Source organism: Prosthecobacter sp. (assembly GCF_044222345.1).
Classification (GTDB): Bacteria; Verrucomicrobiota; Verrucomicrobiia; order Verrucomicrobiales; family Verrucomicrobiaceae; genus Prosthecobacter.
In genome coordinates this window covers 19,505-41,340 of sequence record NZ_JBGANL010000043.1, presented here as the reverse complement: position 1 = coordinate 41,340, position 21,836 = coordinate 19,505, and the positions used below count along the sequence as shown (strand labels likewise).

The following is a 21,836-nucleotide window of genomic DNA, read 5'->3' as shown; positions in this document are numbered from 1 at the left end:
ATTCAATATTTTGCATTTCCAATGCCCCACTTGGCACGCATCTAGCCAAGTAAGAAGCACCAAAACCCTCAGTCTCACTTTTCCCCCAACCCCAAAACCATGAGCAAAATCCTCGGCATTGACCTCGGCACCACCAACTCCTGCATGGCCGTCCTCGAAGGCGGCAAAGCAACGGTGCTCGAAAACAGCGAAGGCGCACGCACCACGCCTTCCATCGTCGCCTTCACCAAGAGCGGCGAACGCGTCGTCGGTCAGGCCGCCAAGCGCCAGGCCGTCACCAATCCTCGTAACACCGTCTTCTCCGTGAAGCGCCTGATGGGCCGCAAGTTCGTCGAACTCACCGAAGCCGACAAGCGCATGCCCTACAAGATCGTGGCTGCCGCCAATGGCGATGCCCACGTGCAGGTGGAAGTCGGCGGCGAAACGAAAGTTTACTCCCCACAGGAAGTCAGCGCGATGATCCTCGCGAAGCTGAAGGCCGACGCGGAAGCCAAGCTCGGTGAAAGCATCACCGAAGCCGTCATCACCGTCCCTGCTTACTTCAACGACAGCCAGCGCAACGCCACCAAGGCCGCTGGCGAAATCGCCGGCCTCAACGTGCGCCGCATCATCAATGAGCCCACCGCAGCCGCCCTGGCCTACGGCCTCGACAGCAAGTCGGACGAAAAAGTGGCCGTGTATGACCTTGGCGGTGGTACCTTCGACATCTCCGTGCTGGAAATCGGCGACGGTGTCTTCGAAGTGCTCGCCACGGACGGCGACACCCACCTCGGTGGTGACGACTGGGACAACACCCTCATCACCTGGATCGTCAACGAATTCAAAACCGACAGCGGCATCGACCTCAGTGGCCAGCCTGACGCGCTTCAGCGCATCAAGGAAGAGGCTGAGAAGGCCAAGATCGCCCTCAGCTCCAGCCAGAGCTACGACCTCAATCTCCCCTTCATCACCGCCGACGCCTCCGGGCCGAAGCACATCATGAAGACCCTCACCCGCGCCAAGATGGAGCAGCTCACGGACAGCCTGTTCGAGCGCACCATCAAGCCTGTGCGTGACTGCCTGGCCGCCGCCAAACTCGACGCCAGCAAGATCGACGAACTCGTGCTCGTGGGCGGCATGACCCGCATGCCGAAGGTCGTTGAGACCGCGAAGAAACTCGCCGGCAAAGACCCGCATCAGGGCGTGAACCCGGACGAAGTCGTCGCCATCGGCGCCGCCATCCAGGGCGGCGTGCTCAAGGGCGACGTCAAAGACGTGCTCCTCCTCGACGTGACCCCGCTGACGCTCTCCATCGAGACCGCCGGCGGCGTGGCCACCCCGATGATCCCGCGCAACACCACCATTCCGAAGAAGCACAGCCAGGTGTTCTCCACCTACAGCGACAACCAGCCCGGCGTGGAAATCGTCGTCCTGCAGGGCGAGCGCCCGATGTCCCGCGACAACAAGACGCTCGGCACCTTCAAGCTCGACGGCATCCCACCGGCCCCACGCGGCGTGCCCCAGGTCGAAGTCACCTTTGACATCGACGCCAACGGCATCCTGCACGTTTCCGCCAAGGAAAAAGTCAGCGGCAAAGAGCAGAAGATCTCCATCCAGGGCAGCTCCGGCCTCAGCCAGGAAGAGATCGAAAAAGCCAAGCGCGATGCTGAAGAGCACGCCGACGAAGACATGAAGCGCAAGGAAGCCGTCGAAGTGAAGAACAAGGCGGAAGGCCTCAGCTTCGAGATCGAGAAGCAGCTCAAGGAGTGGGAAGAAAAAGTCCCCGCCGATCAGCTCTCCCCGATCAAGGACAAGCTCGCTTCCCTGAAGTCCGCTGTCGAGTCCGGTGACACCGACAAGATGAAGGCCCAGACCGAAGAGCTCGAAAAACTCTTCGCCGCCGCTTATCAAGCCGCTGCCGCCGCAGGTGCAGCCGGAGCCCCCGGTGGCATGCCCGACATGAGCGGCATGGGTGGCGCAGCCCCTGAAGCTGGTGCTTCCGAAACGAAGAGCCAGGACAAGGGCAAGGTCGTCGATGCCGACTTCGAAGTCGTGGACAAGGACAAGTAATCCAGTCCTTCGAGTCTTCTCCTGAGTTCCTATGGCTGGTGCTGTTACATTCATCTCGAAAATCCTTCCAGGACGCCCAAAGGCGACCCTGGAAGGACGCGAGATGTTGGCCGGTGGTGCAACCACCGGTTCGTATCGCACGTCCCCGGTTCTCTCCCGTGCCTCCGGCACGAAGGCAACTTCCACCCCCATCCCACAGCCACGATGAGTCTGGAAGCGCTCAAAGAACTGTCTGCACTCGATGGGGAGGCCAAGGGCCTTCTCGCGAGGCATGATGAGCTCTTGCTGAAGATGCGCCGCACTTTCCTCAACAAGATCGTGGAATGCTTCACCGGGCTGACCGAAGCCGCAGGCTTCCGCATCACGCGCGATCCCATGGGCGCCACCGCCCGGCTCTCCGAGACGGAGCTGATGATCAGCTGCACGGACCCCTCCCACACACTGGTGGATTCCCAGGCGAAGTATTCGGTGACCTGCTCCCTGGCCCAGAACCGCGCCTACGGCATCCTGCTCTGCCGCCAGCCGCTGGTGCAATTCACCAATCAAAGCGCCGACACGAACGACCAGATCACGAACAAGAAGCTGGAGATCGATTACCTGAAGTCGCTGATCGAAAACCAGGGCGGCGACCAGTGGTTCGTCATGGGCCGCTTGGAAAACACCTCCGACATGCGCAGCATGGCCGGCATGTCGGCCTCGCCCTATGAGTCCTTCCAATCCTTCGACCAGGCTGTGAAAACGGCGCTGCGTGAAATCTCCAACGCCGCCATCGCCCCCCGCGCCGCATGAAGACGAACTCCCTTCTCATCATCACGGCACTGGCACTCGCCTCCTGCGGCAAATCGCCTGAAGCCACCAAGGCGGTCACAGCGCCTGAGGCTCCGAAACCTGCCGCCGTCTCTGACTCGAAGATCGAAGCCGAAATCTCCAGCGCGCTCACTCCGCCTGCTGCACCCGCTTCTCCTGTCGCTGACGCTTTGAAGATCGAAGCAGACAGCATCATCGCTCATTACCCCGGCAAGACCGCCACCGAGCTGCTGAACACGCCGGAAGTGAAGGACAAGCTGGCCGTGGCGATGAAAAAACTCGCGGCTGATCCCGTGCTGCTGAAGCGCGTGAACTCCACCGTGGATCTCGCCGCCCAGATCAAAGGCCTCGAAGGCTCCGCGAAGCTGGACCTCGACATGAAGGGCTACGATCAGGCCCGTACCTCACGCATGCTGCAGTCCGTGCTCTCCGAAGAGCCGCAGCGCATCGTGGACTTCCTCGTCAGTGAAATCGGCGAGGCAGCCCCGGATCTCAGCTATGGCGGCCTGGAGCGCGCTCCGAACGGCGTCGCCATCGTCCCCAACACGATCCCTGCACCCGCCGCACCTCCTCCGGAGGAATGACGAAAGAATCTCCGCCAAAGCACGACTCATTCTCCCCCCTTCGGCAAAACCCCTGAACTCCATTTTCCTTCCCCAGAACTAGATTTCCGCCCGGCCAGCCGGCACACCAACCCGTGTGACAGCAGGCCGGGCAGACAACCCGAACCAAACCAGAACCAGAAAGTCCCTCAAAGCACAAACCAGACCAACCAGGCCACCTCCATCACACCCCTCGGACGCCGCGTCCTCGTCAAGCGTTCCACCAGCGAAGAAAAGACCATGCTACGGTATCTTCCTCCCAGACACTGCCAAAGAAAAGCCACAGGAAGCTGAAGTGCTCGCCCTTGGCACCGGCAAGGACGACGAAGGCAAAGACGTCGCCACCCTCTTCACCGTGAAGAAGGGCGACAAGGTCCTCATCTCCAAGTACGGCGGCACGGAAGTGAAGCTCAACGGCGATGACGTCCTCATCATCAACGAAACCGACATCCTCGGCATCATCGGCTAATCCCCCCTCAAACCCACCCCCACCTCACTACTTAAACTCTTATGGCTAAACAACTGCACTTCGACGAAGCCGCCCGTCAGGCCCTCCTCCGTGGCGTCACCAAACTGGCTCGCGCCGTCAAGGCCACCCTCGGCCCATCCGGACGCAACGTCATCCTGGAAAAGAAATTCGGCAGCCCAACGATCACCAAGGACGGCGTCACCGTCGCCAAGGAAATCGAGCTTCCGGACGCTTACGAAAACATGGGCGCCCAGCTCATCAAGGAAGTCTCCTCCAAGACCTCCGACATCGCTGGTGACGGCACCACGACCGCCACGGTGCTTGCCGAGGCGATCTACTCCGAAGGTCTCCGCAACGTGACCGCCGGCGCCAACCCAACCTCCCTCCAGCGCGGCATCCTCAAGGCCACCGAAGCCATCGTGGCCCAGCTGAAGGTACTCAGCACCCCCGTGAAGGACAGCAAGGAAGTGGCCCAGGTCGCAACCGTGTCCGCCAACTGGGACGCCAGCATCGGCAACATCATCGCCGAAGCCATGGACAAAGTGGGCAAGGAAGGCACCATCACCGTCGAAGAAGCCAAGTCCATCGAAACGACCCTCGAAGTCGTCGAAGGCATGCAGTTCGACAAGGGTTACCTCTCCCCTTACTTCGTCACCAATCCGGAGACGATGGAGTGCAACCTTGAGAACGCCTACATCCTCATCAACGAGAAGAAGGTCAGCAATCTGAAGGACATGCTCCCTCTGCTTGAGAAGGTGGCCCGCTCCGGCAAGCCCCTCCTCATCATCGCTGAAGACGTCGAAGGCGAAGCCCTTGCCACCCTCGTGGTGAACAAGCTGCGCGGCACCCTCAACATCGTGGCCGTCAAGGCTCCTGGCTTCGGCGACCGCCGCAAAGCCATGCTCGAAGACATCGCCATCCTCACCGGCGGCCGCTGCATCACCGAAGACCTCGGCATCAAGCTTGAGAACATCGAGCTCACCGACCTCGGCCGTGCCAAGCGCATCACCATCGGCAAGGAAAACACCGTCATCGTCGAAGGCGAAGGCGGCAGCGACGCGATCGCCGGACGCGTTTCCCAGATCAAGAACCAGATCGCCGAAACCACCAGCGACTACGACCGTGAGAAGCTCCAGGAGCGTCTTGCCAAGCTGGCAGGCGGCGTGGCCGTCATCAACGTCGGTGCTGCCACCGAAACGGAGATGAAGGAAAAGAAAGCCCGCGTCGAAGACGCCCTGCACGCCACCCGTGCAGCCGTTGAAGAAGGCATCGTCCCAGGGGGCGGTGTCGCCCTCATCCGCGCTCAGGCCGCCGTTGGCGACCTTGGCCTTACCGGCGACGAAAAGACCGGCGCTGAAATCATCGCCCGTGCGATCGAAGCTCCTCTCCGTCAGCTTGCTGCCAACGCAGGCGTCGAAGGCGCTCTCATCGTGGCTGAAGTCAAGAAGGGCAAAGGCAACCAGGGCTACAACGTTGCCACCGGCAAGTATGAAGACCTCATCAAGGCAGGCGTCGTTGACCCAGCCAAGGTGACCCGCAGCGCTCTCCAGAACGCCGCCTCCATCTCCGGCCTGCTCCTCACCACCGAGTGCCTCATCGCTGACATCCCCAAGGAAGAAGCGGCTGACGCCGGCCATGCCCACGACCACGGCGGCATGATGTAATTTTTGACCGCTGCGTGACCCAACCCACGCGGCGAATCAAAAACCCAAAACCCCCACGCGGCCCGGAAGTGATTCCGGGCCGCTTTTTTGTACCCAGGACTCGGCGTGCCTCATGCCACTTCAATCCTCCTCTCTCTCTCTTACTCCTCCTCTTCCTCCCGGTGCCTGGAGAAGAAGCATGAGAAGGAGGAAGATTGAAATAGCTTCCGAGTTCACTCATATTTTGCGCGTTTCCCTGCTGCTCCCTGCATTCGCCTCGTCATCTCCACCCTATGAACCTCCCCAACTCCCTCCGCCATCTCTCCGTTCTCGCCGTTGCCCTGGTGCTTTCCAGCTGCGCCACCCATACGCCGCGTGCCGTCTTCGTCAGCCCTCTCACGGCGGTCATCAGCCAGGGAGACGGCGTCAGCACCCAGGTGAGCACCACGGACGCACGCATGTCGGAAGAAGAGCGCCAGATGCTCGGAGGCCGCATCACCCAGGCGGTGCAGACTCTGGCACAGCCCGGCTCGGGAACTCCCGCCAAATATGAGCTTGTAGTCAACATCACCCGTTACACCAAAGGCAGCGGCTTCGTGCGCACCGCGATGCCCGGCATGGGGCAGATGCATCTGGACGGTGTGGTGACGGTTTATCGGATGCCCAAGCGGGTGAAAGTGGGTGAGTTCATCATCAACAAAGCTTTCGCCATCGGCGGCCTCTACAGCCTGGCGGTGAACATGGACACCATCGCCAACACCTACGCTCAGGCCGTGGCGAAAACGGTGTGCCAGGTGCAGTAGGATCTTGATTGCAGATCGCGCGGCTCGGACTCGCCTCCGAGCCGCTTTTTTGTGCCCTGATGAGAACTCGTGGCCGTCATACGGTGCAATTGCCGTCAAGAACCCCGCCCGCACGGCGTTCCCATGGGGTCATGATCCGACCCTTCGTCCTGCTCCTTGCCTTTTGTCTGCTCTCCTCCGCCACCGCAGGCCAGCCCAACCTCATTTTCATTCTCAGCGACGACCTCGCGCAGGGCGATCTGGGCTGCTACGGCCAGAAGCTGATCCAGACGCCGAACCTCGACCGCATGGCCAAGGAGGGCACGCGCTACCTGCAAGGCTACAGCGGCACGAGTGTGTGTGCGCCTTCGCGCTCATGCCTGATGACCGGTCTGCATACCGGGCACTGCCCGATCCGTGCGAATCGTGAGATCGGCAAAGAAGGCCAGAAGCCGCTGCCAGCGGGCACCATCACGGTGGCGCAGATTTTGCATGATGCGGGCTATGCCACCGCCTGCATGGGCAAGTGGGGCATGGGCATGTTCGACACCACCGGGAGTCCGCTGAAGCTGGGCTTTGACCACTTCTACGGCTACAACTGCCAGCGCCACGCGCACAGCTACTTCCCCACCTACCTCTACAACAACGACCAGCGCTTCGACCTGCCCGGCAACACCGGCAAGGGCGTGGGCAAGACCTACGCGCAGCAACTCATCTCCGACGAAGTCGTGCGCTGGGTGCGCGAGCACAAGTCCCGCCCCTTCTTCCTCTACTACGCGATCACGCTGCCGCATGGCAACTTCGAGATCGACGACCAGGGCCTCTACAAGGACAAGCCGTGGACGGAAACCCAGAAGAACTACGCCGCCATGGTCACACGCCTGGACAGCGATGTGGGCCGCCTGCTCGACACGCTCAAAGAGTGCGGCATTGATGACAAAACCCTCGTCATGACCGCAGGTGACAACGGCTCGTCCTTTGATCCCAAGTCCGAAATGGGCAGGCTCTTTGAGCAGGCCTCCAACGGCCTGCGTGGCTACAAGCGCGGCCTGTATGAAGGAGCGCTGCGGCAGGCCGCGCTGGCACGCTGGCCCGGTCAGGTGCCTGCCGGACGCGTGACGGATGAGCCCTGGGCGTTCTGGGATTTCCTGCCCACCGCCGCCGAGTTGGCCGGCGCAAAGATTCCCGCCACTTGCAAGACGGACGGCCTCTCGCTGGTCTCTTTCCTCAAAGGCGGCCCGGCACCGCAGCGCGATCACTTTTACTGGGAGCTGCACGAAGGAGCCTCATTGTAGGCGGTGCGCTTTGGTGACTGGAAAGCCGTGCGCAACGGCCCGGAGAGCCCCATTGAACTCTACGACCTCAAGGCCGATGCAGCAGAGGCGCATGACCTCGCCCAAGAGAAGCCCGATCTCGTGGCCAAGGCCGGCGCGCTGATGGATTCCTCCCGCACGCCTGATCCCGACTGGTCGCTGGTTCAGAAGCGGGCAGGGCAGGGCAGAAAGAAGAAACCCTGAGGAAGAACGGATCCCATCTGCGCCATCCTAAAGATTCATTTACCGTGCGCTTAAACTTAAAAATTTAAAGGCTTAAAAGGCCAATATTTTGAAAATCTATAGGCTTGAGAGTGAAGAGGACTTGATTATTTATGGAAATTTCAATATGTTCGGCTTTGCATGAGCTTCCAATCATCCAATGCCACTCTGCCGCCCGGCCTGCCTGTTCGTTCAGGAGACCTTTTCGCCAATGAGCTGGCGGCACTGGTGCAGGAAATCCAGCGCACCCGGGAGTGGTTTAACACTCAGCTCGATGCCCAGCTCGCCTGCTTGAAACAGCTCTGTGCCGCGACCACCCGTGCAGAAGAGTCAAAGAACTCTCATTCAATGGCTGCTCTGCTCGAGGCACCGAGTCCCGTGACACTGCCGTTGTCGGTGGAACCAGCTCCCGCAGCCGCTGCACCGGCTCCTGCTGCCCCGCCACCTCAGCTCCCCGTGAAGGCGATTTCAAGCGTGCAGCAGGCGATCATCCTGCCCCCGACTTTAACGGCCACGCTCGACCCGCAGCTCGAACAAGCGACGCTGCATGAACTGAACAACGCCCTGACACGCGCGTTTGCAGAAATCTCCGCCCGAGGCGGAATGATCAGCTGATTTTTTGCCTCCGCAGAAATATCAGCAAAGATTCTTTGGCAAACTCTGCCCAAAAGGCAACGTACTAAAGTGCTCCTCATGAATACCATTATCACCGACCCTGCCGCTTCATCCCGGCGCGAATTTCTCAAGACCACCACGAAGACCGCCGCAGGTCTGTCCGTGCTCTCCGGCATCAGTCTTCCGTATGTGCACGCTGAAGGTGCTGGCAGTGATGAAATCCGCACCGCTCTGATTGGTTGCGGTGGCCGCGGCACCGGTGCTGCAAGCAATGCCATGGGCATCCAGAAGCGTGTGACCCGCCTCGTGGCGATGGCGGACGTTTCCGAAAAGCGCCTCAAGGGCAGCTTTGAAGCACTGAGCGCCAAGCACCCCGACCGCATGTCCGTGTCTGAAGACGCCAAGTTCATCGGCTTCGACGCTTACAAGCACGCCATCGACATGCTGCGCAAAGGTGACGTGGCCATCTTCACCACGCCGGTGGCCTTCCGCTGGGTGCACTTCAAATACGCCATCGAGAAGGGCGTGAACATCTTCATGGAAAAGCCGATCTGCACCGACGGCCCCACTGCACGCCGTTTGCTCGCGCTGAATGAAGAGGCCAAGAAGAAGAATCTCAAGGTCGGCGTGGGCCTCATGTGCCGCCACTGCCGCGTCCGTGGCGAACTCTTCAACCGCATTCAGGACGGTGAGATCGGCGATCTTCTCCTCATGCGCGCCTACCGCATGCAGGGCCCCGTGGGTTCTGCGTTCACCCTGCCGCGTGATCCGAAAGTGGACCCAAGCGAACTGCAGTGGCAGATCCAGCGCTTCCACAGCTTCCTTTGGGCGAGCGGCGGCGGCTTCAGCGACTTCAACATCCACAACATCGACGAAGCCTGCTGGATGAAGAACGACTGGCCGGTGGAAGTGCAGGCCAGCGGCGGCCGCAGCGATCGCGGTGACTACATTGATCAGAACTTCGACCACTACAGCTGCGAGTACACCTTCAAAGACGGCGCCAAGCTCTTCCTCGAAGGCCGCACCGCCATCGGCACGCACAACCAGTTTGCCACCCAGGTGCATGGCACCAAGGGCAGCGCGATCGTCTCCACCGCCGGTCACTTCCCCTCCAAGGCGATGACCTTCAACAGCCAGAAGATGCAGCGTTCGAACATCATCTGGCGCGGCAAGCAGCCGGAGCCGAATCCGTATGACCTCGAGTGGCAGGATCTCATCGACGCCATCGTTGCCGACAAGCCTTACAACGAAGTGGAGCGCGGCATCAAGTCCAGCGTCACCACCGCCATGGGCCGTGCCGCCGCGCACACCGGCCAGGTCGTCCGCTACGATGACTACATCAACAGCGCGTTCGAGTTCGCCCCAGGCGTCGACAAGCTCACCCTGGACGGCCCTGCACCGATCATCGCTGATGCAAACGGCAAGTATCCTGTGCCACAGCCTGGTATCCTCAAAGACCGCGAGTACGCCATGGAGCCGCAGGCCAATCCCTTCCCGCTCATCCCCATGCCTCCAGCCCCCGCCGAGGAACCGCTGTCTCCGCCAGAACGGACGAAGCCTGCCGCGAAGAAGAAAGAAGCCAAGAAGGCCTGAGACTGAGGGACACACCGTCTGCTCAACCGCTGTCCTTCACGGGGCGGCGGTTTTTTTGTCACTCCGTCAGGTGCTTCACCAGCCAGCGCCTTCATTTAAATTGAAGCGGGGTATTTGTGCTCGCAATACGTCTTAAGAATCTAAGTTATCCATGAGCCTTATTTGAATGCTTACTTAGGAGCTAAACTCCAATGTTCGAGATAACCTCTGGGTGTGGACAAACAAGAGGATGACACCCCCATACCAGAATCTCTGAGTGACACGCCCGAAGCCGAATGTGTGCGGCAGCTGTTCGGACGCAGGCACTGGATGAAACTGGGTATGGGGGGTGCCTTGGGCACGATTGGAGGAGGCATGGGCTACTACATGGCACCTCCTGCAATCGTGCCATTGTATTTCAATGGCGTTTACGCTTTCGCGCATGAAAGCCATCCTGCGGTGGTTCATCAGCTGGTGGCCGCCGCCAATGAACTGGTGGGCAAGCCCTACAAGTGGGGCGGGGGACACAAAGTTCTGTTTGATAACGGCTTCGACTGCTCGGGCTCCGTCTCTCACGTTCTCTACCGTGCCAGGCTGCTGGACAAGCCTCTCAATTCCATAGCCTTTGCTCGTTACGCCTGGCCTGGACCTGGGAACTACGTCACGCTTTTCGTCAAACCCAAGCATCACGTTTTCATGCAGATCTGCGGCCTCCGTTTTGACACCTCCGGCACGCTGACCGGGGAAGGGCCCCGCTGGCGTGCCTCCAGCCGTTCCTACGACGGTTTTTATGCACGTCATCCCGCCTGGCTGTGAAATAAACGCCCGAATGTCGGGGAACCGGGCTTCATCAACGAGGCTGCTGGCATCCAAAAGAGCGAGGCCCGGGAAGCACCCGCAAAGATGGGATTCATGCTGATTGACAGCGCCGCTGCTGTGCGGGCAGAATGCGCAACGTATGAAGACTTCCTTGCCCACCCTCTTGTCTGCTCTCCAACGCCTGCAAGTCTGGATGCTGCAAGCAGCGGCGCTGGTGCTGCTGGCATCTTGCGAAGTGCCTGCTGACAACGGCGGGCTTTCCGCAGCCCCCACGCCCAATGTGCAGGGCATCTACCAAGGCTCCTACACCTACGGCGGTGCCTACCAGAAGCTGGCCGGGAAGACCGTCTCCTTTGAGATTTCCCTGCGGCAGGCGCGCGGCTCCAACAAGATCAAGGGAGTCATCAAGGAATCCTACACCGGCTTTGGCACTTTGAAGGATGGGTTTGTATGGGCGGACATCACCGGTACCTGCGAGAGTGAGGATGGTTTTACCCATCTGCAGTTCACCAAAACCTACCGCCACTCGAAGGAGCCTCCGGTCGCTTATCGCGGCTCGTTGCCGCCGGGTTCCAGCCTGCTTGCCGGCACCTGGTACTTTCCCCACAAACCGAGTGACAGCGGCATGTTTCAAATCAGCAACCTGCATGTGCAATGACCCGCGCCCGCACGCTTGTCTGGCTCACAGCCTTCAGTCTCACGGGCTTTGTCCTGCGGGCGCAGAACACTGCCGATGCGCAGCAACCTGCCATCGTGGTCAGTGGCTTTGAGCCCTTTGGAGGGCGTGACCGCAATGCCTCCTGGACTCTGGCTCGAGAAATCGCCAGGGCCTTCCCACATGAAGTCCGCGCCTTGCAGATTCCCGTCGTCTGGGGGGCGCCGCTGACCGCCATCAACAGTCAAACCGCTGCCGCAGGTGTGGATCGCCTTTGGTGAAGGCACGCCGGAATTTCAGATCGAAATCCTCGCGCACAATCAGCGTGGAATGTACCCGGACAACCAGCAGGCCAAACCTGCCACACCGGACATCGTCAGCGCTGCGGCACCGGTGCTGAAACAGCTGGCGCAGGTGAAGGATCTCGCCGCTGCATTGACCCAGGCGGGGTTTCCCACCCACTTGTCGCAGAGCGCCGGACGTTACCTGTGCGAGGAGATGCTCTACTCACTCCTCTACGCCCAGCAGCAGCATCCCGAAGCGCTGCGTCTGGTGCTTTTCATCCACGTCCCAACCTTGCAGCAGTCCATCACCGTTTCTCCGGCGAAAGAAGGCGCCCCTGCTGCACGCAAACAGGTGGACGCCGCACTGCTGCAGGCCTTTGGCAGACAGCTTTTCACCTCGCTGCGCACGCTCCGCCTGCTGCCCTCTGCGCCAGGCCGCTGAATCTGCGGCGGGTCTTTATCCACGAGTGACTTGATTCCGGCTCAGTGGAGGTGAGCACCGCCATGGCCTGCGTGCCCGCCGGTTTCAGAACAGCGGAATGCGGTCAGACCGAGTTCCGGTTCGACGCGTTCCAGGCGTTTGTGATGGGCAGGAGGACTAAGCATGACGAACGCGATCATGCGCCGCACCCACTCCGCCGCCATGACACTTCCAAGCCGTTTATGGAAGCAGCAGGTGGAGCCCCGTATGCACCACCTCGACAAAGCGCGCACGCTGCGCATTCTCCTCACTCATGGCCGCTCGTGGAAAATCCGTCGCCTTCGCCCGCATCCGTGCGGAGGTGATTCGTTTGGTCGCTCTGATCCCAGCGGGCAAGTTCACCACTTATGGCAGCATCGCCATTCACATGAATGTGATCGCGCGTCATGTGGCCACGGTGCTCAGCCATCTCACGCCCGAGGAATCCGCCGCGCTGCCCTGGCACCGGGTGGTGGCAGCCAATGCGCGCATCAGCCCAAACATGCCTCCTGAATCGTCACGCAAACAACGTCGCCTGCTCAAAGCCGAAGGCCTGCGCATCGACACAGAGGGCTACATCCAGGATGCCGATGCCCATTTCCACAACGTGGGTGTGCGGCGGGACATCCGCTGGAGCGAGGAGTGATGGCTTTGCTGCTTCGATCACCTGCTCGTTCGAATCACAGCAGACGCGCGGGGCCTTTGACTCGCGTCATTTCAAGCGTTGGTACTTCTCCTCAGGAGCCAGCTTCGACCTATCCGAACTTTTCTTCACCATCGAGTCTCCAGTGAGGCGGATGTGATACTCCTTGCTCACACCCTTTTTCCCTTTCCCGATGAAGTTCAGTCGAAGAACAGCGTCGTCGGAACACCAGTAGGTGCCAGATCTGTTGCCTTCGGTAAATGTTCCGTCGGCGCGGAACTCTACCTTGAGGTTCTCCTCGCCTTGGGCGGTGGTGAAGGTCGTGGTGCCAATGCGCGATTCAACGCACTCCCACTGCCCGATGATTTCCTGGGCGTTGTCCGCGTACCCACGGCCTGCCAGAACGAGGGCCATCAGCATGCAGAGACCGAAAGCAAAACGGGGCAGGGCGGTTTTCATGAGGGGGATGCGGCTGCATCCAGAAAGCAGCTGCGTTCTTCCACAACGTCTGTACTCGCCGAACTATTAGTTGGAGTGATGGATGGGCTCCATCACTCCAAAGATGTTTGAACCAGTGTGGTCTCACTGGCCATAGACATCAATCCACTGCAGGCCGCTCTTGGAGCCGGGTGGTGTGAAGTAGCGGCGGCCGAGGTAGGTGCCGCCTTTCACCTCACGCATCGAACCACCTGCTGGGTGGCTGGCGCGAGTGAGGACGGGCTTGCCGTTGTAAGTGCCGTTTGCATCAGGCACCGTGCCGCAGGACGCGGAGAGGAGCATGCTAAGACCAAGGACAATGGAGGCGGGGTTGGGTCGCTTCATGAACTCCAATGAACCTTTGTGTCGTGATGATGCAACCCGTTCATCGCAGTACGATATTCTTTCCTCTGTTTTGTAATGGGATGCCCTCAGGCTCAGGGCTTGCCTTTCATCGCACATTCCGCTTTCATTCAGCCAACGCCACTGGCCATGCACCGACCCCTCTTCCTCTTTCCCCGGCTGGCTGCGATGGCCGCAGCACTTTCCCTTCAATCCCTGGCAGTGCTGGCCGCTGCGCCGAACACGCTCACGCCGCAGGAACAGGCGGCGGGGTGGAAACTGCTGTTTGATGGCCGCAGCACGGCGGGATGGCACACGTATGGAAAGAAGTCCGTCACCGCCGGCTCATGGAAGATTCAGGATGGCTGCCTCGTCATTCCGAAGGGCAACGGCCGCCCGAATGGCACCGGCGGCGATCTCGTGACGAATGCGATGTTCACGAACTTCGAGTTTGAGTTCGAATGGCGTGTGGGGCCCGTGGGCAACAGTGGCGTGGAGTACCTCTTCACCGAAGGCGAGAAACGCACGGCCAGCTTTTATCCTGGAGACACCGGCGACAGCCCGGTGGGCTTTGAGTATCAGGTGCTGGATGACGCGCCGCACGCCAACAACGCGGCGAACCGGCTGGCCGCCTCCATCTACTCGCTGGTCACTCCCACAGGCAAAACGCTGCGCCCCGTGGGCGAATTCAATCAAGGCCGCATCGTGGTGGATGGCAATCACGTGGAGCACTGGCTCAATGGCCGCAAGGTGGCCGAATGCGAGCTCGGCAGCCCCGAGCTGCAGCGCATCATCGCCAGCAGCAAATACAAGTACTACCCCGGCGTGGGTGTGAAGCGCGCCACCGCCATCGCTCTGCAGGATCACGGCGCGGAGGTGGCGTATCGCAATCTCAAGCTCCGTGTGCTGGCCACCCCTGCGGGTCGTGCTCCGGTCGCCGCAGCCCCACCTCCTGCGCCCGCAGCTGCGTCGACGGCTTCATCATCCATGACCGCCCGCAAGATCCCCATGCAGGCCGCCGACTGGCGTGTCTGGTGCTGGTCCAAGGCCGACAACCGCTGGGTGGAACACCCGCTGGACAAGATGACCGTGCAGATCCAGGACGGCGTGCTCAGCGCCAGCAACACCACCAACAGCAACTGGCCCCGCGCCATCCTCGTCTATCGCGGCACCCTGCTGGACGGCGACTTCACCGTCTCCGCCGACTACCGCGGCCAGCTCGAATCCTTCGACCTCCAGTCCGCCGACGGCGGCAACCAGCGCCTCACCTGCCTGAACCCGCCACAGGGCAACCAATGGCACAACGCCCTACTCGGCCGCAAGCAGGGGCAGTACACCGCCCGCCTCGAGGAGGCCCCCGTGCAAGCGCAGAACAGCAAAGCATCTTCTGGTATGAAAGGCTACTTTTGCTTCAAGCTGCGGCCGGGAGAGACGGTGGAGGTGCGGGAGCTGGTGGTGCAGACGGGGAGGTAGGGTCGATCATCTCCACTTCAAACGCCTTCCCGCTTTGCTCACGCTCCCATTCATCATCACACCTTTCGCTTCTGAGACCTGCGTCTCAAAATATCAGAATAAATATTAGATGAAAATAAGAAATTAGACGTGGAAATTTCCTTCGCATGTCTTCTTTCCTTCCCGTACCAATCGCCCTTGGCTTTATTCTCAACACCATCGCTTTCACAGGTGCAGTTGTCTTTTATGCCAAGCGTTTGCGGCGTGGGCGGCCTCCACGCGGCGAGGATGAAAAACTGCTGCGCGGTCCTGGAGAACATCTGCAGGAACAGTTGATGGAACTCGATCAACAAATGACAGAGCAGTGGTTTTTGGGCATTGTGATTCCGGTGTTCATTCTGCTGATACCGCTAACCCTTCTGCCCCAGATGCGCGGCCGGGAGAGCACGGTGATGATACTGGCCTGTGCGGGCTTCGTCGTGAGTTTCGTGCTGCGGCTGCGACGTGTCCGTGGGATTTTCAAACAGACGGCTCAGTACCGGCTCGGACTGCTCGGAGAGCGCGCCGTGGCTGCAGCCCTGCAACCTTTGCTGGCTCGGGGCTACCACGTCTTTCACGACATGCCTGCCCATGGTGCGCAGAAGGCCTTCAACCTGGATCATGTTGTGGTCGGTCCTTCCGGCCTGTTTGTTGTGGAGACCAAAGCCCGGCGCAAAATACACCAAGATGCCAGCGGTGCAGATCACGTCGTGCAATTCGATGGTCGAAGCTTGCACTGGCCCAGAAGTGAGAGCCGCGAAGAGGTGGAGCAGGCCGAACGAAATGCTGTATGGTTGAGAGATTTCGTCCACAAACGGCTCGGCTTGGCTGTCCAGGTCGTGCCCCTGCTGGTCATTCCTGGCTGGTATGTGAAGCGGACGGGAACCGGAGCCGTCATACCCATGAACGAAAAACAGGTCGAGAAAGCCATTCTGGGTCGGACTGTGCTGGACGAAAAGACCGTGGATCAGATTAAGCGGCAGCTCGACACGGAGTGCCGAACTGTCAGTTTTGGTTCTTGAGCTTTTGCCAGCAGACGAACAAGGCTTCCTGAGTGCTGCCCATGGACTCGATGAAGGCTTGATTGTTGAAGCCGGGGAGTTTTTGAAGGCGTGCCAGGAGCTCTACATCACCGGTGGCACCTTGAGGAATGCAGCAGCCTTTTTCTGTGCCGTGCAGCAGCCAGAAGACATCGGGTAGCAAAGGACCGTCGCTATTGGTGAGCACTTCGACTTTTTGGAGATCGTCCCAGAGGACGCTTTCGACGGTGCCATCGGGACGGTGGCAGGAGACTTCGGTTTCGCTCAGGTGGATGATGTAGCGGCTTTCGGGGTCAAGGCGTGCCTGCGGGGTGTCTGGGTCCAGTGCTTTGGCAACGACGCGATCAGTGAGCCGGGAGATGATCAGCCGTTTCCCGAAATGGAGCACGAGGTAGATCAGGAGGGCGAAGGCGAGGACTTGGGGTATCGTCATTGGGGAGTTGCGTGGGCTTTGGAAGTCATGCAACCCGCAGGGATCGAGGACGAGTGCTGAGTATGACGGCGAGGAAAAAAGATGTCCGAGCAGAGTCTTGAATTCTACGCCCCCACCTCCGTGCTCTCCACCTCCGTGCTCTCCACCTCCTTGCTCCCACGCTTCAGCATCACCGCCAGCAGCGCAATATCCGCCGGGTTCACGCCCTGGGCTCTCGCGGCTTGGCCGAGGGTGGCGGGGCGGAGGGCGGTGAGGCGGTGCTTGGCTTCGGTTTTGAGGCCGGGGATGGCGTGGTAATCGAAGTCAGCGGGGATCATCTTTTCCTCCATCCGGGAGGTTTTGGCCACCATGTCTTCCTGCCGGGTGATGTAGCCGGCGTATTTGACGTCGTTTTCGACGAGGCTCCAAACCTCGGGGATGAAGCGGGAATACATCTCGGTGGGCAGCTGGGCAGGGGTGCTTTCGGGGCGGCGCAGCCATTTTTCCAAGGTCACGTCGCCCATACGGGCCTCCTGCAGCAGGGTGCGAGCCGCGGCGATGGCGGCGATTTTTTCCTCGGTATGGCGGATGCGGTAGGGGGAGACGAGACCCACTTGTGCGGCCAGCGGGGTGAGGCGGAGGTCGCAGTTGTCCTGGCGGAGGAGGAGGCGGTACTCGGCGCGGGAGGTGAAGAGGCGGTAAGGCTCGGTGGTGCCTTTGGTCACGAGGTCGTCGATCATCACGGCGAGGTAGGCCTGGCTGCGCTGGAGCAGGAAAGGGGGGCGGCCCTGAGCCTTCAGCGCAGCATTGGCTCCGGCGATGAGGCCCTGCCCGGCAGCTTCCTCGTAGCCGGAGGTGCCATTGATCTGCCCGGCGAAGTAGAGGCCGGAAACGCGCTTGGTTTCCAGGGTGGGATGAAGCTGGGTAGGGGGGCAGTAGTCGTACTCCACGGCGTAACCAGGGCGGACGATCTCGGCATTTTCGAGGCCCGGGATGGACCGGATGAACTCATACTGGACCTCGAAGGGCAGGGAAGTAGAGACGCCATTCACGTAGAATTCGCGGGTGTGGCGGCCCTCCGGTTCGAGGAAAATCTGGTGCCGTTCCTTCTCCGCAAAGCGCACCACCTTGTCCTCCACGGAGGGGCAGTAGCGTGGCCCGACGCCCTCGATGCGGCCCGAATACATGGCCGACTTGTGGATGTTGGCCCGAATGATGTCGTGCGTTTGGGGGGTCGTGTAGGTGATCCAGCAGGGAATTTGTTCCACGTGGAACTTTTCTGGGGCCCAGTGATTGAGGGTAAACTGGTTCGGACCGGTGGAACTAAGGGGATTCGAACCCCTATCCTCGACCTCAGATTCATCCTCCGGAAGCACGCCAGACAGGTAGCTGAAGTGCGGTGCAGGCTCATCTCCAGGCTGAAGTTCACACTTGGAGAAGTCGATGCTCCGGCTGTTGAGGCGGCAGGGGGTGCCGGTTTTGAAGCGTTGGACGTCGAAGCCGAGCTCACGGAGGCTGTCAGAGAGGGTGGAAATGCTGTCGCCCATACGGCCTCCGGCCTGGTTCTGCTGCCCCACATGGAGGAGTCCGCGCATGAAAGTGCCGGAGGAAATGACCACTGCCTTGGTCCGGTAGATCATGCCAAGGCTGGTGCGGATGCCCGTGATGGCATCGTTTTCGACCAGAATCTCAGCGGCATTGCCCTGATGAAGGTCGAGGTTGGGCTGGTTTTCGATCAGCCATTTCATGCGAAACTGGTAGGCCTTCTTGTCGCATTGGGCCCGGGGAGCCTGCACGCTTGGGCCCTTGCGGGCGTTCAGCATGCGGAATTGGATGCCCGTGGCGTCTGTGTTTCGACCCATCACGCCGCCCAGAGCGTCGATCTCGCGCACCACATGACCCTTGGCCAAGCCGCCAATGGCGGGGTTGCAGGACATCTGGGAGATTGTGTCGAGGTTCTGGGTGAGGATGGCCGTCTGGCAACCGAGCCTGGCAGCCGCCATCGCCGCCTCCACGCCGGCATGACCGGCTCCACAAACGATGACGTCATAGTGCTTGGGGAAGGTGTAGAGGCTGGTGGACATGAGGGCAACGAGAGTAACACAGGCCAGAAATTGTTCCATGTGGAACAAAAGGGAATCTCAGAGAGGGTTTCAGAAGCGGGTCAGATGGGCAAAGGGAGAGTCGGAAATGGCAAACAGGGAAGGGGAGCTGGCTGAAAAGAAGGGGTCCAAGAAGGCGCAAAGAGCTACCCAAGAAGGTGGTCGGGATGGGGGAACGAGAGATGTGAAGGCGGCGAAGAGGGTGCATGGAGGCATGGAATCAGGCATCCGGAGCGTCCCCCCCAGAGGAGAGGAAAAGCGCCCAAGGGGCAGGGCAGGTAAGGGGGGCACACCATACTGGCGAAGGTTTTTCCATCTTCCCTCCACCCCAACCCTCGACCAACAGTGTTCGTCGTGAGCTGGGCGGGAAGAGAAGGAGGCCGTTTACGAAACTGATTGCCCTGCCGCGCCGCTCAAGGGCTGGTAGGGATGCGTTGTGCGCGTCCCACTCTTTTCGGGTCTGTGGCACACCCGCAAGCGATCCAAAAAGGTGCGCCGTCCTCGCAAGTCTCTGTAGCGCGATGGCTGCGAGATGGGAGGTGGAGCGCTGGGTGAGATGCGGCGCTCAAAGGCCGCAAGGCAGCACTGGAACAAAGGATTCCAAGAACGCTCACAACGCGTCCCTACCAGCCCTGAGGTCTTATGCCTCTCCATGGAACATCGGGCATTTTCCCATCAGCGGGCCTTGTGGTTCCCATCCATGGAATGCCCGATTGCGGAAGGGGAGGAGGGGTTTTGGACCTCATGCACCAGTCCGATTCTTCGCGCTCTCGCCATTTTCAAAATCCTGCGAGCGCCGTCGAGTGTCGCTGTGCGCCGCACTCAGACAACCTGCCGCCCGGGCCGGGAATACCCTTCATGCAGACACCGCTCATCCCCCTGCGTAGCTTCACAGCACCAGACGATGGAACGCACCTGACCATCGGGCTTTCGTGACTCCGCGCTGCTCCGACGCCATGCTCTTAGAGCCATCCGGTTCACCTTCGCCATCCCACGCACAGGAGCCTGATTCTCCCGTGCCGCAGTTCAAACACCATGCTTGCTTCCGGCATGCTTCCCGCTAGTATCGCCCCCACCAATGGCCTCCGCAAACGCCCCCACCAACGCCCTGGCAAACCACGCTGCCGACCCGATCAATCAGAAGCTCACCGCCGCCGACAAGGTGGAGCTTTACCGCAAGATGGTCCGCATCCGCCGCTTCGAGCAGGTGTCTCTCCAGCACTACCAAGCCGGTCGCATGGGCGGTTTCCTCCACCTCTACATCGGCCAGGAATCAGTGGCCGTCGGCACGGTTTCAGTGATGGGCGAAAACGATCATGTCATCACTGCTTATCGCGATCACGCACACGCCTTGGCCGTTGGAATGAACATGAACGAGTGCATGGCCGAACTCTTCGGCAAAGCCACCGGCTGCTCCCGCGGCAAGGGCGGCTCCATGCATTACTTCGCGCCTGACAAAAACTACTGGGGCGGTCACGGCATCGTGGCTGGCCAGACCCCGCTGGGCCTAGGCCTTGCCTTCGGTCTGAAATACCGTGGCCTCAAAGGTGCCGCGCTGTGCTTCCTCGGTGACGGTGCTGTGAACCAGGGTGCCTTCCATGAATCCCTGAATCTCGCTGAGCTGTGGGATCTGCCTGTGGTCTATGTGATCGAAAACAATGGCTACTCCATGGGCACCAGCCAGAAGCGCTCCTCTGCGTACACCGACTTCCTCGCCAAGCGCGCTGAAGGTTACGGCATGGCCTGGGAGCAGTTCAATGGTGCAGACATCTACGAAGTCCGCGCCGGAGTCAGCAAGGCCATCGAGCGGGCGCATACCCAGTCCAAGCCGAGCATCATCGAAATCGCCACCTACCGCTGGGAAGGGCATTCCGTCGCTGACGCCAACAAGTTCAAGTACCGCACCAAGGAAGAAGTCGAGCAGTTCCAAAACGAGCACGATCCGATTCAGGTGTGGAAGCGCAACCTTCTCACGGAAGGCGTGGCCACCGAAGAAGAACTGAAGAAGATCGACAAGGAAGCGCAGAAGGAAGCGGAAGATTCCGCCGAATTTGCCAAGGTCAGCCCATATCCAGAACCCGAATCCATCTTTGAAGATGTGTACTGGGAAGTGGACAACAAGACCGAAGCGGGCCAGACCGGACGCCACTTCTTCAACGACTGAGTCTAAGGCGGCTTGCCTCACTTCCGGAGTGGGGCTTTACCCCGGACTTTGTTGCTGATTGCATCTGCCTTTTGCCCTGATCACCCTCTCAGGCTAAGTTCAGATCACAGGCCTAAACTCCGAAATATGTTTTCTCGGAGCTGATCCCACATTAATTCATTCAACACCAATGAATTGCATCACATACCTTTGCCTTGTTTCCAAGGCAAAGGTTCGCTGATTCGCTTCACGCCAAGCTGACGGCCTTGAGGGCTACTTTGCAGCCGCCGCAGAGGTGATGGTATCCGCCTGACTGGTCAGGATGATGGCGTGCTTGTCATAGGTCGCCTTGGCCTCGACGAGCTGAGTCACGTAATTCAGCGCCTCGTCCAGGGGGACATTGGCGAGTGAGAGGCTGAGCTTTTTCTTCGCCAGGTCCTCGCCCTTCACGATCACGTTGGGCACCACTTTGCCGCCACTCGCATTTTTAGAGAGCGCCCGCAGACCCTCGATGGCTTCGGTCAGTGTCACGTCATCCATGGACACCTTCGGCAGAATGACGGCGGCGTACTGGTTTTTGAGCGAGTTGTCCTTCGGCTGGTAGTTGGCGCGGATGTAGGCGAGCATGTTCGCCGTCTCTGCGTGCTTCGGATTCGCCGCAGCCACGCGGGAGAGCAGCTTGTACGCCGTGTCCAAGTCACCCTTGTAGTAAGCGGCGCGGCCTTGCTGAAACACCGCATTCAGATCTTCCGCTTGGGCTGAAAAGCCTGCGGCAGACATAAAAAAGGCAGTCGTCAAAAGCGCGACTGCCGTGGAAACCTTGGACCCAATCATTGATGTTTTCATGGTGGAGGATGGATTTGACCTAATTTCACCAAATCGCTGAAAGAATGT

At 60.1% G+C, this 21,836-nt stretch carries 22 protein-coding genes and 1 pseudogene; 18 read left to right on the top strand and 5 right to left on the bottom strand.

Going from position 1 to position 21,836, the window contains the following annotated elements; translation table 11 throughout:
• The first annotated feature begins 99 nt into the window (after positions 1-99).
• From dnaK to ACILSL_RS19985, 15 genes and pseudogenes are all read left to right on the top strand, one after another.
• Positions 100-2,049, top strand: coding sequence for a molecular chaperone DnaK (gene dnaK / locus ACILSL_RS20055; protein WP_395733840.1), 1,950 nt, complete (start codon positions 100-102; stop codon positions 2,047-2,049).
• A gap of 291 nt (positions 2,050-2,340) precedes the next feature.
• Entirely contained in the window at positions 2,341-2,838 is a 498-nt protein-coding gene (locus ACILSL_RS20050; protein ID WP_395733839.1) for a hypothetical protein, read from the top strand.
• Positions 2,835-3,440 carry a hypothetical protein gene (locus ACILSL_RS20045; protein WP_395733838.1) on the top strand — a complete coding sequence of 202 codons (606 nt, stop codon included), beginning with the start codon at positions 2,835-2,837 and terminating at the stop codon, positions 3,438-3,440. The genes ACILSL_RS20050 and ACILSL_RS20045 overlap by 4 nt, the downstream gene beginning before the upstream one ends.
• Before the next feature lie 258 nt (positions 3,441-3,698).
• Positions 3,699-3,927, top strand: a pseudogene (locus tag ACILSL_RS20040) (co-chaperone GroES).
• A gap of 41 nt (positions 3,928-3,968) precedes the next feature.
• A complete protein-coding gene (gene groL, locus ACILSL_RS20035; RefSeq protein WP_395733837.1) occupies positions 3,969-5,591 on the top strand; it encodes a chaperonin GroEL in 1,623 nt (540 codons plus the stop codon).
• Positions 5,592-5,863: 272 nt separating this feature from the next.
• A complete protein-coding gene (locus ACILSL_RS20030) occupies positions 5,864-6,373 on the top strand; it encodes a hypothetical protein (RefSeq protein ID WP_395733836.1) in 510 nt (169 codons plus the stop codon).
• Between the two features lie 131 nt (positions 6,374-6,504).
• Entirely contained in the window at positions 6,505-7,647 is a 1,143-nt protein-coding gene (locus ACILSL_RS20025; protein WP_395733835.1) for an arylsulfatase, read from the top strand.
• 3 nt (positions 7,648-7,650) lie between these two features.
• Positions 7,651-7,869, top strand: coding sequence for a hypothetical protein (locus tag ACILSL_RS20020; RefSeq protein WP_395733834.1), 219 nt, complete (start codon positions 7,651-7,653; stop codon positions 7,867-7,869).
• A gap of 159 nt (positions 7,870-8,028) precedes the next feature.
• Positions 8,029-8,502, top strand: a complete 474-nt coding sequence (locus ACILSL_RS20015) for a hypothetical protein (RefSeq protein WP_395733833.1) — start codon at positions 8,029-8,031, stop codon at positions 8,500-8,502.
• 78 nt (positions 8,503-8,580) lie between these two features.
• Positions 8,581-10,095 carry a Gfo/Idh/MocA family protein gene (locus ACILSL_RS20010; RefSeq protein ID WP_395733832.1) on the top strand — a complete coding sequence of 505 codons (1,515 nt, stop codon included), beginning with the start codon at positions 8,581-8,583 and terminating at the stop codon, positions 10,093-10,095.
• 366 nt (positions 10,096-10,461) lie between these two features.
• Entirely contained in the window at positions 10,462-10,890 is a 429-nt protein-coding gene (locus tag ACILSL_RS20005) for a peptidoglycan endopeptidase (protein ID WP_395733831.1), read from the top strand.
• A gap of 166 nt (positions 10,891-11,056) precedes the next feature.
• The gene (locus tag ACILSL_RS20000; RefSeq protein WP_395733830.1) at positions 11,057-11,551 is read left to right on the top strand and encodes a hypothetical protein; all 495 of its coding nucleotides are present in this window, start codon (positions 11,057-11,059) and stop codon (positions 11,549-11,551) included.
• Positions 11,548-11,829 (top strand): hypothetical protein, encoded by a 282-nt coding sequence (locus ACILSL_RS19995; protein ID WP_395733829.1) that lies wholly within the window; start codon positions 11,548-11,550, stop codon positions 11,827-11,829. Before ACILSL_RS20000 ends, ACILSL_RS19995 begins: the two co-directional genes overlap by 4 nt.
• Entirely contained in the window at positions 11,810-12,274 is a 465-nt protein-coding gene (locus ACILSL_RS19990) for a hypothetical protein (RefSeq protein WP_395733828.1), read from the top strand. The genes ACILSL_RS19995 and ACILSL_RS19990 overlap by 20 nt, the downstream gene beginning before the upstream one ends.
• Before the next feature lie 292 nt (positions 12,275-12,566).
• Entirely contained in the window at positions 12,567-12,938 is a 372-nt protein-coding gene (locus tag ACILSL_RS19985) for an MGMT family protein (protein ID WP_395733827.1), read from the top strand.
• Positions 12,939-13,004: 66 nt separating this feature from the next.
• On the opposite strand, the gene ACILSL_RS19980 is transcribed toward ACILSL_RS19985, so the two are convergent.
• Complete coding sequence (locus tag ACILSL_RS19980; RefSeq protein ID WP_395733826.1) at positions 13,005-13,394, bottom strand: lipocalin family protein; 390 nt, start codon at positions 13,392-13,394, stop codon at positions 13,005-13,007.
• 123 nt (positions 13,395-13,517) lie between these two features.
• Positions 13,518-13,757, bottom strand: a complete 240-nt coding sequence (locus ACILSL_RS19975; RefSeq protein ID WP_395733825.1) for a hypothetical protein — start codon at positions 13,755-13,757, stop codon at positions 13,518-13,520.
• A 147-nt stretch (positions 13,758-13,904) separates the two neighbouring features.
• On the opposite strand from ACILSL_RS19975, the gene ACILSL_RS19970 reads away from it, so the two are divergent.
• Together ACILSL_RS19970 and ACILSL_RS19965 are read left to right on the top strand one after the other, a co-directional pair.
• Positions 13,905-15,227 carry a DUF1080 domain-containing protein gene (locus tag ACILSL_RS19970; protein ID WP_395733824.1) on the top strand — a complete coding sequence of 441 codons (1,323 nt, stop codon included), beginning with the start codon at positions 13,905-13,907 and terminating at the stop codon, positions 15,225-15,227.
• A gap of 146 nt (positions 15,228-15,373) precedes the next feature.
• On the top strand, positions 15,374-16,267 hold the full coding sequence (locus ACILSL_RS19965; protein ID WP_395733823.1) for a nuclease-related domain-containing protein: 894 nt from the start codon (positions 15,374-15,376) through the stop codon (positions 16,265-16,267).
• Here ACILSL_RS19965 and ACILSL_RS19960 read toward each other — a convergent pair.
• A complete protein-coding gene (locus ACILSL_RS19960; protein WP_395733822.1) occupies positions 16,251-16,718 on the bottom strand; it encodes a hypothetical protein in 468 nt (155 codons plus the stop codon). The two genes, ACILSL_RS19965 and ACILSL_RS19960, sit on opposite strands and share 17 nt — an antisense overlap.
• A gap of 104 nt (positions 16,719-16,822) precedes the next feature.
• Positions 16,823-18,781, bottom strand: coding sequence for a tRNA uridine-5-carboxymethylaminomethyl modification enzyme MnmG/GidA (locus tag ACILSL_RS19955; RefSeq protein WP_395733821.1), 1,959 nt, complete (start codon positions 18,779-18,781; stop codon positions 16,823-16,825).
• Between the two features lie 1,096 nt (positions 18,782-19,877).
• On the opposite strand from ACILSL_RS19955, the gene pdhA reads away from it, so the two are divergent.
• Positions 19,878-20,963 carry a pyruvate dehydrogenase (acetyl-transferring) E1 component subunit alpha gene (gene pdhA / locus ACILSL_RS19950; protein ID WP_395733820.1) on the top strand — a complete coding sequence of 362 codons (1,086 nt, stop codon included), beginning with the start codon at positions 19,878-19,880 and terminating at the stop codon, positions 20,961-20,963.
• A gap of 252 nt (positions 20,964-21,215) precedes the next feature.
• Here pdhA and ACILSL_RS19945 read toward each other — a convergent pair whose 3' ends face one another.
• A complete protein-coding gene (locus ACILSL_RS19945; protein WP_395733819.1) occupies positions 21,216-21,722 on the bottom strand; it encodes a hypothetical protein in 507 nt (168 codons plus the stop codon).
• Between the last annotated feature and the right edge of the window lie 114 nt (positions 21,723-21,836).

Bases quoted from the DNA above. Each gene is read 5' to 3' on its own strand.
- ACILSL_RS19965 (WP_395733823.1), top strand. From the start codon at position 15,374: ATGTCTTCTTTCCTTCCCGTACCAATCGCCCTTGGCTTTATTCTCAAC.
- ACILSL_RS19955 (WP_395733821.1), bottom strand. From the start codon at position 18,781: ATGTCCACCAGCCTCTACACCTTCCCCAAGCACTATGACGTCATCGTT.
- ACILSL_RS19975 (WP_395733825.1), bottom strand. From the start codon at position 13,757: ATGAAGCGACCCAACCCCGCCTCCATTGTCCTTGGTCTTAGCATGCTC.
- ACILSL_RS19945 (WP_395733819.1), bottom strand. From the start codon at position 21,722: ATGTCTGCCGCAGGCTTTTCAGCCCAAGCGGAAGATCTGAATGCGGTG.
- ACILSL_RS20045 (WP_395733838.1), top strand. From the start codon at position 2,835: ATGAAGACGAACTCCCTTCTCATCATCACGGCACTGGCACTCGCCTCC.
- ACILSL_RS20030 (WP_395733836.1), top strand. From the start codon at position 5,864: ATGAACCTCCCCAACTCCCTCCGCCATCTCTCCGTTCTCGCCGTTGCC.
- ACILSL_RS20005 (WP_395733831.1), top strand. From the start codon at position 10,462: ATGGCACCTCCTGCAATCGTGCCATTGTATTTCAATGGCGTTTACGCT.
- ACILSL_RS19980 (WP_395733826.1), bottom strand. From the start codon at position 13,394: ATGAAAACCGCCCTGCCCCGTTTTGCTTTCGGTCTCTGCATGCTGATG.
- ACILSL_RS20010 (WP_395733832.1), top strand. From the start codon at position 8,581: ATGAATACCATTATCACCGACCCTGCCGCTTCATCCCGGCGCGAATTT.
- ACILSL_RS20015 (WP_395733833.1), top strand. From the start codon at position 8,029: ATGAGCTTCCAATCATCCAATGCCACTCTGCCGCCCGGCCTGCCTGTT.
- ACILSL_RS20050 (WP_395733839.1), top strand. From the start codon at position 2,341: ATGCGCCGCACTTTCCTCAACAAGATCGTGGAATGCTTCACCGGGCTG.
- ACILSL_RS19960 (WP_395733822.1), bottom strand. From the start codon at position 16,718: ATGACGATACCCCAAGTCCTCGCCTTCGCCCTCCTGATCTACCTCGTG.
- ACILSL_RS19970 (WP_395733824.1), top strand. From the start codon at position 13,905: ATGCACCGACCCCTCTTCCTCTTTCCCCGGCTGGCTGCGATGGCCGCA.
- pdhA (WP_395733820.1), top strand. From the start codon at position 19,878: ATGGCCTCCGCAAACGCCCCCACCAACGCCCTGGCAAACCACGCTGCC.
- dnaK (WP_395733840.1), top strand. From the start codon at position 100: ATGAGCAAAATCCTCGGCATTGACCTCGGCACCACCAACTCCTGCATG.
- ACILSL_RS20025 (WP_395733835.1), top strand. From the start codon at position 6,505: ATGATCCGACCCTTCGTCCTGCTCCTTGCCTTTTGTCTGCTCTCCTCC.
- groL (WP_395733837.1), top strand. From the start codon at position 3,969: ATGGCTAAACAACTGCACTTCGACGAAGCCGCCCGTCAGGCCCTCCTC.
- ACILSL_RS19995 (WP_395733829.1), top strand. From the start codon at position 11,548: ATGACCCGCGCCCGCACGCTTGTCTGGCTCACAGCCTTCAGTCTCACG.
- ACILSL_RS19985 (WP_395733827.1), top strand. From the start codon at position 12,567: ATGGCCGCTCGTGGAAAATCCGTCGCCTTCGCCCGCATCCGTGCGGAG.